The sequence below is a fragment of the Streptomyces sp. NRRL F-5630 genome (assembly GCF_000719475.1).
Lineage (GTDB): Bacteria > Actinomycetota > Actinomycetes > Streptomycetales > Streptomycetaceae > Streptomyces.
Genome location: NZ_JOGO01000022.1, coordinates 1 through 12,321 on the forward strand (window position 1 = coordinate 1; position 12,321 = coordinate 12,321).

Sequence of the window (12,321 nt, forward strand, 5' to 3'; positions counted from 1 at the left end):
CGCCCTCGCCGCGCCCCCTCGCCGCACCCCCAGCCCGCCCCCGTACGCGCCCCTCGGCCTTCATCTCCGCTTCGCCCGCGCGCCACCGGCGCGACCTTGACAACTCCCCGGCCCAGGAAGGACATTGACGCGCGTAGAACCCCGCGGTACGCATCCGCCCTCACGGTTTTCCCCCGAAGGCCGCCCTCAGACCTGGAGTCGCGCCCCATGCCCGTTCCCTTCCGCCGTCACACGGCGCTCACCGTGGCCTCCGCCACCGCGACCGCGCTGGCGGCCGGCATGCTGCTCACCGCCCCCGCGTCGGCCGCTCCCACCGACGGCCCGAGCATCCACACCCTCCAGGGCACGACCCGCGTCTCGCCCTACGCGGGGCAGCACGTCACCGGCGTGAGCGGCGTCGTGACGGGCGTGCGCGTGAACGGCTCCCGCGGCTTCTGGTTCCAGGAGACGAAACCGGACGACAACCCGGCGACGAGCGAGGGCGTCTTCGTCTTCACCTCCTCCGCGCCGAAGGTCGCGGTGGGGGACGCGGTACGGGTGGACGGCACCGTCGTCGAGTACGTGCCGGGCGGCGCCGCCTCGGGCAACCAGTCCGTCACCGAGATCGAGAAGCCGGCCGTCACCGTCGTCTCCTCGGGCAACGAGGTCCCCGCACCCGTCGCGATCTCGGCCGGGACCGTGCCCGGCACCTTCACTCCCCAGGGCAAGGCGAGCGACGACGGTTACGTCAACGGCCTCACGCTGCGCCCCACGAAGTTCGCCACGGACTACTACGAGTCCCTGGAGGGCATGAACGTCCGCATCGGTTCCTCGCGCGTCGTCGGCGCGACCGATCCGTACGCGGAGCTGTGGGTCACGGTGAAGCCCCGCGAGAACGCGACGGAGCGCGGCGGGACGCGGTACGGCGGCTACGCCGCGCAGAACGGCGGGCGCCTCCAGATCCAGCAGCTCGCGCCCGCCGCCCAGCAGCCCTTCCCCGTCGCGAACGTCGGCGACACCCTCGCGGGCACGACCGAGGGCCCCATGGACTTCAACCAGTACGGCGGCTACACGATCGCGGCCAGGACGATCGGGAAGGTCCAGGACGGCGGTCTCGTCCGGGAGTCCGCGAAACCGGGCCGTGACGACGAGCTGTCCGTCGCCACGTACAACGTCGAGAACCTCGACCCCACCGACCCGCGAGAGAAGTTCGACGCGCTCGCCGACGGCGTCGTCACGCACCTCGCCTCGCCCGACATCGTCTCGATCGAGGAGGTGCAGGACGACAACGGCCCGAAGGACGACGGGACGGTCTCGGCGGAGCAGACCCTGAAGAAGTTCACCGACGCGATCGTGGCGGCGGGCGGACCGCGCTACGCGTGGCGCGGCATCGACCCGCGGAACGGCGAGGACGGCGGCGAGCCGGGCGGCAACATCCGGCAGGTCTTCCTCTACAACCCGGACCGCGTCTCCTTCACCGACCGCCCGGGCGGCGACGCGGCGACGGCGACGGCCGTCGTGGAGCGCGACGGGGCCCCGGCGCTCGCCACCTCACCGGGCCGCGTGGACCCGGCGAACCCGGCGTGGGAGGACAGCCGCAAGCCGCTCGCGGGCGAGTTCGTCTTCCGCGGCGAGACCGTCTTCGTCGTCGCCAACCACTTCAACTCCAAGGGCGGCGACCAGCCTCTGACGGCGGCGCGGCAGCCTCCCGTACGCGGCTCCGAGACGCAGCGCCACGCGCAGGCCGCCTCGGTCAACGCCTTCGTCCGCCAGCTCACGGCGCTCGACAAGAAGGCCCGCGTCGTCGTCCTCGGGGACCTCAACGACTTCGAGTTCTCCGAGACGACGAAGATCCTGACGAAGGGCAAGGTCCTGCGCTCCGGCATCGAGCGGCTTCCGGCCGACGAGCGCTACACCTACGTCTACCAGGGCAACAGCCAGGTCCTCGACCAGATCCTGGTGAGCAAGGGCATCACGTCCTTCCGCTACGACAGCGTCCACATCAACGCCGAGTTCGCCCAGCAGAACAGCGACCACGACCCCCAGTTGCTGCGCTTCAGGCCGTGAGAGGCACAGGGGGTACGGGCGCGGGACGCCCCGTACCCCCTCCGGTCACCGCCGTGTCCGCACGGCGAGGAACCCCGACACCGCGAGCGCGGCGACAGCGGCACCCGCCCGCCGGTTGAACACGGCCCCGTTCGTCCGCAGCGAGCCGAACGAACCCGCCGAGAGCACCGAGAGTCCCGAGCAGGCCGAGAGCGCGGAGCCGAACGACAGCGCGCTGAGCGCCGACCCCACGGACCCGGCCGAGAGCACGGAACCCACCGAGCCGATCGACAGGACCGAGCCGACCGAGCCGATCGACAGCACGGAGCCCTCGGAGGCGAGGGAGAGAAACGAGTCCTTCGAGGCGATCGAATAGCGCGCCTTCCCCGGCGCTTTTCCTGTCATGCGGTCATGCTCCCCCGCCCGGCCCGCCCGCGCACGGGAAAGCACGCACCCCGCGAGCCCCGGAACGCGGCACCGCCGCCCCCGGGGGACCCCGTGGGCGGCGCCGAGGGCGCGGGGGCCGTCAGTTGTGCGCGTGCAGGATGTCGTTCAGGCCGCCCCACACGGCGTTGTTCGGACGGGCCTCGACCGCGCCCGTGACCGAGTTGCGGCGGAAGAGGATGTGCGAGGAGCCGGAGAGCTCGCGGGCCTTGACGATTTCGCCGTCCGGGAGGGTCACACGGGTGCCCGCGGTCAGGTAGAGGCCCGCCTCGACGACGCAGTGGTCGCCGAGCGCGATGCCGATGCCCGCCTCGGCGCCGATGAGGCAGTGCTCGCCGACCGTGATGCGGACGCTGCCGCCGCCCGAGAGGGTGCCCATCGTGGAGGCGCCGCCGCCGATGTCGGAGCCGTCGCCGATGACGACGCCCGCCGAGATACGGCCCTCGACCATCGAGGTGCCGAGCGTGCCCGCGTTGAAGTTGACGAAGCCCTCGTGCATGACGGTCGTGCCCGCGGCGAGGTGCGCGCCGAGGCGGACCCGGTCCGCGTCGCCGATGCGGACCCCGGCGGGTGCGACGTAGTCGGTCATGCGCGGGAACTTGTCCACCGAGGTGACCGCGAGGTGCTTGCCCGCCGCGCGGGCCCGCAGCCGGACCGCCTCCAGCGCGGGCACCGCGACCGGGCCCAGCGAGGTCCAGGCGACGTTCGGGAGCAGGCCGAACATGCCGTCGAGGTTCTGGCCGTGCGGCTTGACGAGGCGGTGCGAGAGCAGGTGCAGCCGCAGGTAGACGTCGTGCGTGTCGAGCGGCTTGTCGTCGAGCGAGGAGATGACCGTGCGGACGGCGACGGTCGTCGTGTCGCGCACCGGGTCCGCGCCGAGAGCGCCGGCCACGTCCTGGCCGAGGAGGGCGGCGGCGCGCTCGGCGTCGAGGCGCTCGGTCCCCGCCGGGCCCGGGTCCGCGCTCAGTTCGGGCGCCGGGAACCAGGTGTCGAGTACGGAACCGTCGCTCGCGAGGGTCGCGAGCCCGGCGGCGACGGCGCCGGTGGCGCGAGGAGCAGTCGTGTCGGTCATGAGGGCAACCTAACGGTCGGGCCGCCCACGAGGCCAACCGGTCTCACGGCCCGCGCGCCCTCCCGGCCCCGTGGTACGTTCCCCAAAGGAACTCAGCAGGTGGGGAGGTGGGTGCTCGTGCCGGTACGGGGTGGTCCCGAGGACGAGAACTGCGCGATGGCGCAGGCGCTCGGCGTCGTCGGCGACGCGTGGACGCTGCTCCTGGTACGGGATGTGGCGCGCGGCGCGCACCGCTTCGAGGACCTGCGCGCGGGGCTCGGCCTCTCGCGCAAGGTGCTCGCCGAACGGCTGCGCCTGCTGACCGGCGCGGGGGTCCTGGAGAAGGTCCCGTACCAGGAGCGCCCGCCGCGCCACGAATACCGGCTCACGGCGCGCGGGCGCGCGCTGCTGCCCGTGCTGCTCGCGCTCCAGGACTGGGGCGATGCCTGGGTGCTCGGCGAGGGGGAGACGAGGGCGATGGCGGACAGGGAATCGCGCGAGGCGGAGCGAGTGCACGGGCTGCGCGGGGCGGTGGTGCCCCGGTTGCTGCTGCCCGACGCGACGGGCACACCGCTCGATCCGGTCGCGGACGACGCGGAGTTCACCGTCCTCTACTTCTTCCCGGCGGCCTTCGCCGACCCCGCCGCGTACCCGCCGGGCTGGGCGGAGATCCCGGGCGCGCGCGGCTGCACGCTCGAATCGTGCACGTACCGCGACGAGTGGCCGGCCTTCGTGGCCCAGGGCACGGCGGTGCGGGGCGTCTCGACGCAACGCCCCGACGAGCAGCGCGCCTTCGCGGCCAAGGAGCGCCTCCCCTTCCCGCTCCTGTCGGACGCGGCGGGCGAACTCGCCGCGGCACTGCGGCTGCCGGTCTTCAGCACCTCCGGTACCCGGCGCCTCAAGCGGCTGACCCTGCTCGTGGACAGGGAGCGGGTCGTCCAGGAGGTCTGGTACCCGGTCCCGGACGTGGTGGCGAGCGTGCGGGCGGCGCTCACGGCGGTCCGGGAGCGGGCGGGAGCCTAGGTCGTGTCCGCAGCGGCGGTCCACCGGCCCCGGCGGGCGGTCACGCCGACCGGCCGCCGAGGACACCGCGCCGTCGGCGGCCGGCCCTCACTCCCCCAGCACCCGTCCCAGCATCTCCCGCGCGTAGTCCTCGTCGTACGGGCTGTCCGTGAGCAGCACCTGGAGGCACAGCCCGTCCATGAGCGCCGCGACGGCGCGGGCCGTCGCCGGGTCGGTGCGCGCCGCGAGGGGTTCCTCCAGGGCGCGGCTCCACTCCGCGGCGACCGGGCGCAGGGCCGGTTTGCGCACGGCGGCGAGGTACAGCTCGCACTCCAGCTCGGCGCGCGCCCGGTCAGCCGAGAGCCACGCCCCCATCGCCCCGGCAAGGGCCGCGGCGAGCCCCTCCGGCGGGGCCTCGAGGGCGCCCCGCTCGCGGACGAGCCGCGCGAAGTTCTCGTTGGCCTGGCGCAGCGCGGCCACGAGCAGGTCGTCGAGCGTCGCGAAGTGGTACGTGGTCGAGCCGAGCGGGACCCCGGCCTCGGCGGCGGCGGTGCGGTGCGAGAGCCCGGCGATCCCGGAGCGGCCGACGACGCGGATCGCCGCGTCGATGATCCGCTGCCTGCGGTCGGGGTCGTAGCGCCGCACGGCCGCCATCAGTGGGCCCCTCCCAGGTTGAGCAGGACGACCCCGCCGATGACGAGGGCTGTCCCCGCGAGCCGGGCGGGGGTCACGGACTCGCCGAGGAACACCATGCCGATGAGCGCGATCAGCGCGGTGCCCGCCCCGGCCCAGATGGCGTAGGCGGTGCCCACCTCAAGGGTTTTGAGGGCCCGCGCGAACAGGGCGAAGCAGACGATGTAGCCGCCCGCGGTCAGGAGGGAGGGCCACAGCCGGGTGAAGCCCTCGCTGTACTTCATGGCGGTGGTGGCGGCGACCTCGCACAGGATCGCCCCGGCCAGCAGCAGGTATCCCATGTGTACGAGGGTACACATCGTTGCGTACGGGCGTACACAAGGCTGCGGGCGGGCATGCGAAAGGGCCCCCGCGCACGGCGGAGGCCCTTTCGCCCGGAGGTCCTGCCGGGTCCGGTGGCTCAGACGTTGAAGCCCAGCGCGCGCAGCTGCTCGCGCCCGTCGTCCGTGATCTTGTCCGGTCCCCACGGCGGCATCCACACCCAGTTGATGCGCAGCTCGCTCACGATGCCCTCGGTCGCGGACCTGGCCTGGTCCTCGATGACGTCGGTGAGCGGGCAGGCCGCCGAGGTCAGCGTCATGTCCACGGTGGCGACGTTGGACTCGTCGATGTGCAGCCCGTAGATGAGGCCCAGGTTGACCACGTCGATCCCCAGCTCGGGGTCGACGACGTCCATGAGGGCCTCGCGGACCTCCTCCTCGGAGGCGGGGCTCAGCGTCGCCGTCTCGTTCTCGCTCATGCCGTCTTCCTCTCAACGGGCTCAGCGGACGCGGGCGCCTCGGTGTCGCCCAGCGCCTGCGCGGTCGCGTCCTTCCAGGCCATCCAGCTCAGGAGCGCGCACTTGACGCGCGCGGGGTACTTGGAGACCCCGGCGAAGGCCACCGCGTCCTCCAGCACCTCCTCCATCGCGTCGTCGGGCTCGATCCTGCCCTTGGACTGCATGAGCTCCAGGAAGGTGCCCTGGATGCGCTGCGCCTCCTCGACGTCCTTGCCGACCAGGAGGTCGTTGAGGACGGAGGCGCTGGCCTGGCTGATCGAACAGCCCTGGCCCTCGTAGCTCACGTCGGCGATCCGGGAGCCCTCGTACCTGACGCGCAGCGTGATCTCGTCGCCGCACGTCGGGTTGACGTGGTGCACCTCCGCGTCGCCCGGACGCAGGCCCCGCCCGTGCGGGTGCTTGTAGTGGTCCAGGATGACGTCCTGGTACATCGAATCCAGCTTCACCGGCTCTCGTCCCTCATCCGAAGAAGTTGCGGACGTGCTCCAGGCCGTCCACCAGGGCGTCGACCTCGGCGGGCGTGGAGTACAGATAGAAAGACGCGCGCGTGGTCGCGGGAATTCCGTACCTGAGGCACACGGGGCGGGCGCAGTGGTGCCCGACCCGGACCGCGATCCCCTGCTCGTCGAGCACCTGCCCCACGTCGTGCGGGTGGATGTCGCCGAGCGTGAAGGAGATCGCGGAGCCGCGCTCCTCGGCCGTGGTCGGGCCGATGACGCGCAGGTCCGGGACCTCCATGAGGCGGCGCACCGCGTACTCGGTGATCGCCTTCTCGTGCGCGGCGATCTTCTCCATGCCGATCGACGTGAGGTAGTCCACCGCCGCGCCGAGCCCGACGGCCTGCGCGATCGGCGGGGTGCCCGCTTCGAACTTGTGCGGGGCGGGCGCGTACGTCGAGGAGTGCATCGAGACGGTCTCGATCATCTCGCCGCCGCCGAGGAAGGGCGGCAGGTCCTCCAGGAGTTCCTGCCGGCCCCACAGCACGCCGATACCGGTCGGACCGCACATCTTGTGCCCGGTGAAGGCGACGAAGTCCGCCTGGAGCGCCTGCACGTCGAGCGGCATGTGCGGCGCGGCCTGCGAGGCGTCGATGAGCACGAGCGCGCCGACCTCGTGGGCGCGGCGCACGATCTGCTCGACCGGGTTGTGCGTGCCGAGGATGTTGGAGACCAGCACGAAGGAGACGATCTTCGTCTTCTCGGTGATGACCTCCTCGATGTTCGACAGGTCGAGGGTGCCGTCGGCGGGGTCGAGGCCGAACCACTTCAGCTTCGCGCCGGTGCGCTGCGCGAGCAGCTGCCACGGCACGATGTTGGAGTGGTGCTCCATCTCCGTGATGACGATCTCGGTCTCGCGGTCGACGCGGTAGGGCTCGTCGGCCCAGCCGAGCATGTTCGCGACGAGGTTGAGCGACTCCGAGGCGTTCTTCGTGAAGATCACCTCGTCGCGGCTCGGCGCGTTGACGAACTCCGCGACCTTGTCCCGCGCGCCCTCGTAGAGCTCCGTGGCCTCCTCGGCGAGCACGTGCACGCCGCGGTGGACATTGGCGTTGTACCGCTCGTAGTACGTACTGAGGGTGTCGATGACCTGGCGCGGCGTCTGCGAGGTGGCCGCGTTGTCGAGGTACACGAGGGGCTTGCCGTCGTGGACCCGGCGGTCGAGGATCGGGAAGTCCTTGCGGATCGCCTCGGTGTCGAGCAGACCGGTCAGCCCCTTGTGGGGGTCAGTCACGCGGATACGCCACCCTTCACGTAGGACTCGTAGCCCTCGTTCTCCAGCTTGTCGGCGAGCTCGGGGCCACCGGACTCGGCGACGCGGCCGTTGACGAAGACGTGGACGAAGTCGGGCTTGATGTAGCGCAGGATGCGCGTGTAGTGCGTGATCAGCAGGGTGCCGACCTCGCCGGACTCGCGGACGCGGTTGACGCCCTCGGAGACGATGCGCAGCGCGTCGACGTCGAGCCCGGAGTCGGTCTCGTCCAGGATCGCGATCTTCGGCTTGAGCAGTTCGAGCTGGAGGATCTCGTGGCGCTTCTTCTCACCGCCGGAGAAGCCCTCGTTGACGTTGCGCTCGGCGAAGGCGGGGTCCATCTGGAGGCGCTCCATGGCCTCCTTGACCTCCTTCACCCAGGTGCGCAGCTTGGGGGCCTCGCCGCGCACGGCGGTCGCCGAGGTGCGCAGGAAGTTGGAGACGGAGACGCCGGGGACCTCGACCGGGTACTGCATGGCGAGGAACACGCCGGCGCGGGCGCGCTCGTCGACGGTCATCTCCAGGACGTCCTCGCCGTCGAGCGTCACGGTGCCGCCCGTGATCGTGTACTTGGGGTGCCCGGCGAGCGAGTAGGCGAGCGTGGACTTGCCGGAGCCGTTGGGGCCCATGATGGCGTGCGTCTCGCCCCGCCTCACGGTCAGGTCGACGCCCTTGAGGATCTCCTTCGTGGCGTTGTCCGCCTCGACGGTGACGTGCAGGTCGCGGATTTCAAGCGTAGCCATGGGTGCTTCAGGACTCCTGGGAGAGGGAGACGAGCACGTCGTCCCCATCGATCTGTACGGGGTATACGGGGACGGGTCGCGTCGCGGGCAGTCCGGAGGGCTTCCCGGTGCGCAGGTCGAAGGCCGAGCCGTGCAGCCAGCACTCGATCTGGCAGTCCTCGACCTCGCCCTCGGAGAGCGAGACGTTCGCGTGCGAGCAGATGTCGTTGATCGCGAACACCTCGCCCCCGGTGCGGACGACGGCGACGGGGGTGCCGTCGATCTCGACGCGCTTCGGGGTGTCCTCGTCGAGTTCGGCGAGGCCGCAGGCGCGCTGGAAGGCGGTCATCCGACCGCTCCTTCCAGCTCCTCGCCGATCTTCGCGAGGAGGCGCTCCTCGACGTCGGGCAGCCCGATCCGCTGGACGAGTTCGGCGAAGAAGCCGCGCACGACGAGCCGGCGGGCGTCCTCCTCGGCGATGCCGCGGGCCATGAGGTAGAAGAGCTGCTCGTCGTCGAAGCGCCCGGTGGTGGAGGCGTGCCCGGCGCCGACGATCTCGCCGGTCTCGATCTCCAGGTTCGGCACCGAGTCGACGCGCGCCCCGTCGGTGAGGACGAGGTTGCGGTTCATCTCGTAGGTGTCGGTGCCCTCGGCGGCGGCCTCGATGAGGACGTCGCCGATCCACACGGCGTGCGCGCCCTCGCCCTGGAGCGCGCCCTTGTAGCTCACGTTCGAGGTGCAGTGCGGGGCGTTGTGGTCGACGAAGAGGCGGTGCTCGTGGTGCTGGCCCTTGTCGGTGAAGTAGAGGCCGAGCAGTTCGGCCTCGCCGCCGGGGGCGGTGTAGCTCACGCGGGGGTGCAGGCGCACGAGGTCGCCGCCGAAGGTGACGACGACGGACTTGAAGGAGGCGTCGCGGCCGATCAGCGCGTTGTGCTGGCCGACGTGGACGGTCTCGGTGCCCCAGTCCTGCACGGAGACGACGGTGAGCTTCGCGCCGTCGCCGAGGAGGTAGTCGACGTTGGCGGCGAGGACCGCGTCCCCGGTGTGGTCGAGGACGACGACGGCCTCGGCGAAGGCGCCCAGCTCGATGACCTGGTGGCCGTAGGCGACGCCACCGTGGCCGCGCACCGCGATCCGGATCGGCTCGGCGGGGCGGGCCTCCTTGGGGACCGTGATGACGTTGGCCTTCTCGAAGGCGCTGTACGCCTGCGCGGCGACGCGGTCGACGGGGGTGCCGCCCTTGCCGACGCGCGGGTCCTCGCGGTCCACGGTCTCCTGGGTGACCCCGGCGGGCAGGCTCACCTCGATCTCCACGCGGCCGTCCGCCTTCGCGGTGCCGTCGTGGAGGCCGCGCAGCCGCGCGAGCGGCGTGAAGCGCCACTCCTCCTCGCGGCCGTGCGGCACCGGGAAGTCCGCCACGTCGAAGGACGGCGGGGCGCTCATCCGGGTGGCGACGGTCGACTCCGCGGCCACCGCGATCTGGCCGGCGGTGGTGGAACCCACCGGAATGCTCTCAGCCATGGCTGTCGTTGTGCTCTCTTCCTGCGATCAGGGGATGGGGGGAACGGGGAAGGGGTCCGGGGCGGTACGGGCCGGGCCGGGCGGTGCGTGACCCGCGGGCCCGTACCCGTACCGTGCCCCGGACGGGGGCCGGCGTCAGCCGACCGCGCCCTCCATCTGGAGCTCGATCAGCCGGTTGAGTTCGAGCGCGTACTCCATGGGCAGCTCCTTGGCGATCGGCTCGACGAAGCCGCGCACGATCATCGCCATGGCCTCGAACTCGGTGAGTCCGCGGCTCATGAGGTAGAAGAGCTGGTCGTCGGAGACCTTGGAGACGGTCGCCTCGTGGCCCATGGACACGTCGTCCTCGCGGACGTCCACGTAGGGGTAGGTGTCGGAGCGGGAGATGGTGTCGACGAGCAGCGCGTCGCACAGCACGTTCGACTTCGACCCCTGGGCGCCCTCGCCGACCTCGATGAGACCGCGGTAGGAGGTGCGGCCACCGCCGCGCGCCACCGACTTGGAGACGATGTTCGAGGAGGTGTGGGGTGCCATGTGGACCATCTTGGCCCCCGCGTCCTGGTGCTGGCCCTCGCCCGCGAAGGCGATGGACAGCGTCTCGCCCTTGGCGTGCTCGCCCATGAGGTAGACGGCCGGGTACTTCATCGTCACCTTGGAGCCGATGTTGCCGTCGACCCACTCCATGGTCGCGCCCTCGTAGGCCACGGCACGCTTGGTGACGAGGTTGTAGACGTTGTTCGACCAGTTCTGGATCGTCGTGTAGCGGCAGCGGGCGCCCTTCTTCACGACGATCTCGACGACCGCGGAGTGCAGCGAGTCCGACTTGTAGATCGGCGCGGTGCAGCCCTCGACGTAGTGGACGTAGGCGTCCTCGTCGACGATGATCAGCGTCCGCTCGAACTGGCCCATGTTCTCGGTGTTGATCCGGAAGTAGGCCTGGAGCGGGATCTCTACGTGCACGCCCTTCGGCACGTAGATGAAGGAGCCGCCCGACCACACGGCCGAGTTGAGCGAGGCGAACTTGTTGTCACCGACGGGGATGACGGTCCCGAAGTACTCCTTGAAGAGGTCCGGGTGCTCCTTGAGCGCGGTGTCGGTGTCGAGGAAGATGACGCCCTGCTCCTCCAGGTCCTCGCGGATCTGGTGGTAGACGACCTCGGACTCGTACTGCGCGGCGACACCCGCGACGAGGCGCTGCTTCTCCGCCTCGGGGATGCCGAGCTTGTCGTACGTGTTCTTGATGTCCTCGGGCAGGTCCTCCCAGGACTCCGCCTGCTTCTCCGTGGAGCGCACGAAGTACTTGATGTTGTCGAAGTCGATGCCGGAGAGGTCGGAGCCCCAGTTCGGCATGGGCTTCTTCTCGAAGAGCTTCAGGCCCTTGAGGCGGAGCTTGGTCATCCACTCCGGCTCGTTCTTCTTCGCGGAGATGTCCCGGACGACGTCCTCGTTCAGGCCACGCCGGGCACTCGCGCCCGCGACGTCGGAGTCGGCCCAGCCGTACTCGTACTTACCCAGGCCCTCCAGTTCGGGGTGGGCAGTCTCCGTGGGGAGAGTCATGCGGGGTTCCTCCCGGCCGTGCTTGCTGATGTGTGGGTGGTCGTGGTGGTGTCCTCGGGCCGCGCGGGGAGCGGGGGCTCCCCGGGTCCGGGGGGCGCCTTGCCGCGCGGGATGAAGGTCGTGCAGACCCCGTCCCCGTGGGCGATGGTGGCGAGCCGCTGCACATGCGTGCCGAGGAGCCGCGAGAAGTACTCGGTCTCCGCCTCGCACAGCTGCGGGAACCGCTCCGCCACGTGCGCCACCGGGCAGTGGTGCTGGCAGAGCTGCTCGCCCTGGCCCTGGCCGGGCGCCTCGCGCGCCGTGGCAGCGTACCCGTCGGCGCTCAGCGCCCTGGCGAGGACCTGGGCCCGCTCGGCGGGCTCGGCGGCCTCGATCTCGTCCCGGTACCCCTCGCACTGGGCCTCGATACGGGAGCGGGCGAAGGCGGCGATGGCGCTCTCGCCGCCCTGCGCGGCGATGAAGCGCAGCGCCTCGGTGGCGAGCTGGTCGTAGGACTGGTCGAGGGCGTCGCGGCCGCAGTCGGTGAGTGCGAAGACCTTGGCGGGGCGGCCCCGGCCGCGGGCTCCGTAGACCCGGCGGGCGCGGGCCTCGACGACGGTGTCGGCGAGGAGGGCGTCGAGGTGCCGGCGGACGGCGGCCTGGGTGAGCCCGAGGCGTTCGGCCAGCTCGGCGACGGTGGAGGGGCCGTGGTGCAGGATCGAGCGCACGACGCGGTTGCGCGTGGAGCGCTCGCCGGTCGCGGCCTCGGAGACCTCACCCTCGTATTTCACAACGCCATT

General features: G+C 71.3%; 14 protein-coding genes. 2 read left to right on the plus strand and 12 right to left on the minus strand.

Annotated elements, in window-relative coordinates; all coding sequences use genetic code 11:
- The first annotated feature begins 207 nt into the window (after positions 1–207).
- Positions 208–2,046: an endonuclease/exonuclease/phosphatase family protein gene (locus tag IF99_RS0113200; protein WP_030996629.1), complete on the plus strand. Its 1,839-nt coding sequence runs from the start codon at positions 208–210 to the stop codon at positions 2,044–2,046.
- 45 nt (positions 2,047–2,091) lie between these two features.
- Here IF99_RS0113200 and IF99_RS0113205 read toward each other — a convergent pair whose 3' ends face one another.
- Both IF99_RS0113205 and dapD read right to left on the minus strand, forming a co-directional pair.
- Complete coding sequence (locus IF99_RS0113205; protein WP_030996630.1) at positions 2,092–2,430, minus strand: hypothetical protein; 339 nt, start codon at positions 2,428–2,430, stop codon at positions 2,092–2,094.
- A gap of 121 nt (positions 2,431–2,551) precedes the next feature.
- Complete coding sequence (gene dapD / locus IF99_RS0113210; RefSeq protein WP_030996631.1) at positions 2,552–3,541, minus strand: 2,3,4,5-tetrahydropyridine-2,6-dicarboxylate N-succinyltransferase; 990 nt, start codon at positions 3,539–3,541, stop codon at positions 2,552–2,554.
- Between the two features lie 111 nt (positions 3,542–3,652).
- On the opposite strand from dapD, the gene IF99_RS0113215 reads away from it, so the two are divergent.
- Positions 3,653–4,543 carry a winged helix-turn-helix transcriptional regulator gene (locus IF99_RS0113215; RefSeq protein WP_030996632.1) on the plus strand — a complete coding sequence of 297 codons (891 nt, stop codon included), beginning with the start codon at positions 3,653–3,655 and terminating at the stop codon, positions 4,541–4,543.
- 87 nt (positions 4,544–4,630) lie between these two features.
- Here the strand turns inward: IF99_RS0113215 and IF99_RS0113220 are convergent, their stop codons facing one another.
- From IF99_RS0113220 to IF99_RS0113265, 10 genes are all read right to left on the minus strand, one after another.
- The gene (locus IF99_RS0113220; protein ID WP_030996634.1) at positions 4,631–5,176 is read right to left on the minus strand and encodes a TetR/AcrR family transcriptional regulator; all 546 of its coding nucleotides are present in this window, start codon (positions 5,174–5,176) and stop codon (positions 4,631–4,633) included.
- On the minus strand, positions 5,176–5,496 hold the full coding sequence (locus tag IF99_RS0113225; RefSeq protein ID WP_030996635.1) for a DMT family transporter: 321 nt from the start codon (positions 5,494–5,496) through the stop codon (positions 5,176–5,178). The genes IF99_RS0113220 and IF99_RS0113225 overlap by 1 nt, the downstream gene beginning before the upstream one ends.
- A 119-nt stretch (positions 5,497–5,615) precedes the next feature.
- Positions 5,616–5,954, minus strand: coding sequence for a metal-sulfur cluster assembly factor (locus tag IF99_RS0113230; protein ID WP_008748606.1), 339 nt, complete (start codon positions 5,952–5,954; stop codon positions 5,616–5,618).
- Complete coding sequence (sufU, locus tag IF99_RS0113235) at positions 5,951–6,439, minus strand: Fe-S cluster assembly sulfur transfer protein SufU (RefSeq protein ID WP_030996636.1); 489 nt, start codon at positions 6,437–6,439, stop codon at positions 5,951–5,953. Before sufU ends, IF99_RS0113230 begins: the two co-directional genes overlap by 4 nt.
- Before the next feature lie 13 nt (positions 6,440–6,452).
- Positions 6,453–7,724 carry a cysteine desulfurase gene (locus IF99_RS0113240; RefSeq protein WP_030996637.1) on the minus strand — a complete coding sequence of 424 codons (1,272 nt, stop codon included), beginning with the start codon at positions 7,722–7,724 and terminating at the stop codon, positions 6,453–6,455.
- A complete protein-coding gene (sufC, locus tag IF99_RS0113245; RefSeq protein WP_030996638.1) occupies positions 7,721–8,485 on the minus strand; it encodes a Fe-S cluster assembly ATPase SufC in 765 nt (254 codons plus the stop codon). The genes IF99_RS0113240 and sufC overlap by 4 nt, the downstream gene beginning before the upstream one ends.
- A 7-nt stretch (positions 8,486–8,492) precedes the next feature.
- Positions 8,493–8,813 carry a non-heme iron oxygenase ferredoxin subunit gene (locus IF99_RS0113250; RefSeq protein ID WP_030996639.1) on the minus strand — a complete coding sequence of 107 codons (321 nt, stop codon included), beginning with the start codon at positions 8,811–8,813 and terminating at the stop codon, positions 8,493–8,495.
- Complete coding sequence (gene sufD / locus IF99_RS0113255) at positions 8,810–9,985, minus strand: Fe-S cluster assembly protein SufD (RefSeq protein ID WP_030996640.1); 1,176 nt, start codon at positions 9,983–9,985, stop codon at positions 8,810–8,812. The genes IF99_RS0113250 and sufD overlap by 4 nt, the downstream gene beginning before the upstream one ends.
- A 135-nt stretch (positions 9,986–10,120) precedes the next feature.
- Positions 10,121–11,542 carry a Fe-S cluster assembly protein SufB gene (gene sufB / locus IF99_RS0113260; protein WP_030996641.1) on the minus strand — a complete coding sequence of 474 codons (1,422 nt, stop codon included), beginning with the start codon at positions 11,540–11,542 and terminating at the stop codon, positions 10,121–10,123.
- Positions 11,539–12,312 carry a helix-turn-helix transcriptional regulator gene (locus tag IF99_RS0113265; RefSeq protein WP_030996642.1) on the minus strand — a complete coding sequence of 258 codons (774 nt, stop codon included), beginning with the start codon at positions 12,310–12,312 and terminating at the stop codon, positions 11,539–11,541. The genes sufB and IF99_RS0113265 overlap by 4 nt, the downstream gene beginning before the upstream one ends.
- Between the last annotated feature and the right edge of the window lie 9 nt (positions 12,313–12,321).

Excerpts from the sequence above, each read along its gene's own strand:
- sufB (WP_030996641.1), bottom strand. The coding sequence starts at position 11,542 with ATGACTCTCCCCACGGAGACTGCCCACCCCGAACTGGAGGGCCTGGGT.
- IF99_RS0113250 (WP_030996639.1), bottom strand. The coding sequence starts at position 8,813 with ATGACCGCCTTCCAGCGCGCCTGCGGCCTCGCCGAACTCGACGAGGAC.
- IF99_RS0113200 (WP_030996629.1), top strand. The coding sequence starts at position 208 with ATGCCCGTTCCCTTCCGCCGTCACACGGCGCTCACCGTGGCCTCCGCC.
- sufD (WP_030996640.1), bottom strand. The coding sequence starts at position 9,985 with ATGGCTGAGAGCATTCCGGTGGGTTCCACCACCGCCGGCCAGATCGCG.
- IF99_RS0113220 (WP_030996634.1), bottom strand. The coding sequence starts at position 5,176 with ATGGCGGCCGTGCGGCGCTACGACCCCGACCGCAGGCAGCGGATCATC.
- IF99_RS0113230 (WP_008748606.1), bottom strand. The coding sequence starts at position 5,954 with ATGAGCGAGAACGAGACGGCGACGCTGAGCCCCGCCTCCGAGGAGGAG.
- sufC (WP_030996638.1), bottom strand. The coding sequence starts at position 8,485 with ATGGCTACGCTTGAAATCCGCGACCTGCACGTCACCGTCGAGGCGGAC.
- IF99_RS0113205 (WP_030996630.1), bottom strand. The coding sequence starts at position 2,430 with ATGACAGGAAAAGCGCCGGGGAAGGCGCGCTATTCGATCGCCTCGAAG.
- IF99_RS0113225 (WP_030996635.1), bottom strand. The coding sequence starts at position 5,496 with ATGGGATACCTGCTGCTGGCCGGGGCGATCCTGTGCGAGGTCGCCGCC.
- dapD (WP_030996631.1), bottom strand. The coding sequence starts at position 3,541 with ATGACCGACACGACTGCTCCTCGCGCCACCGGCGCCGTCGCCGCCGGG.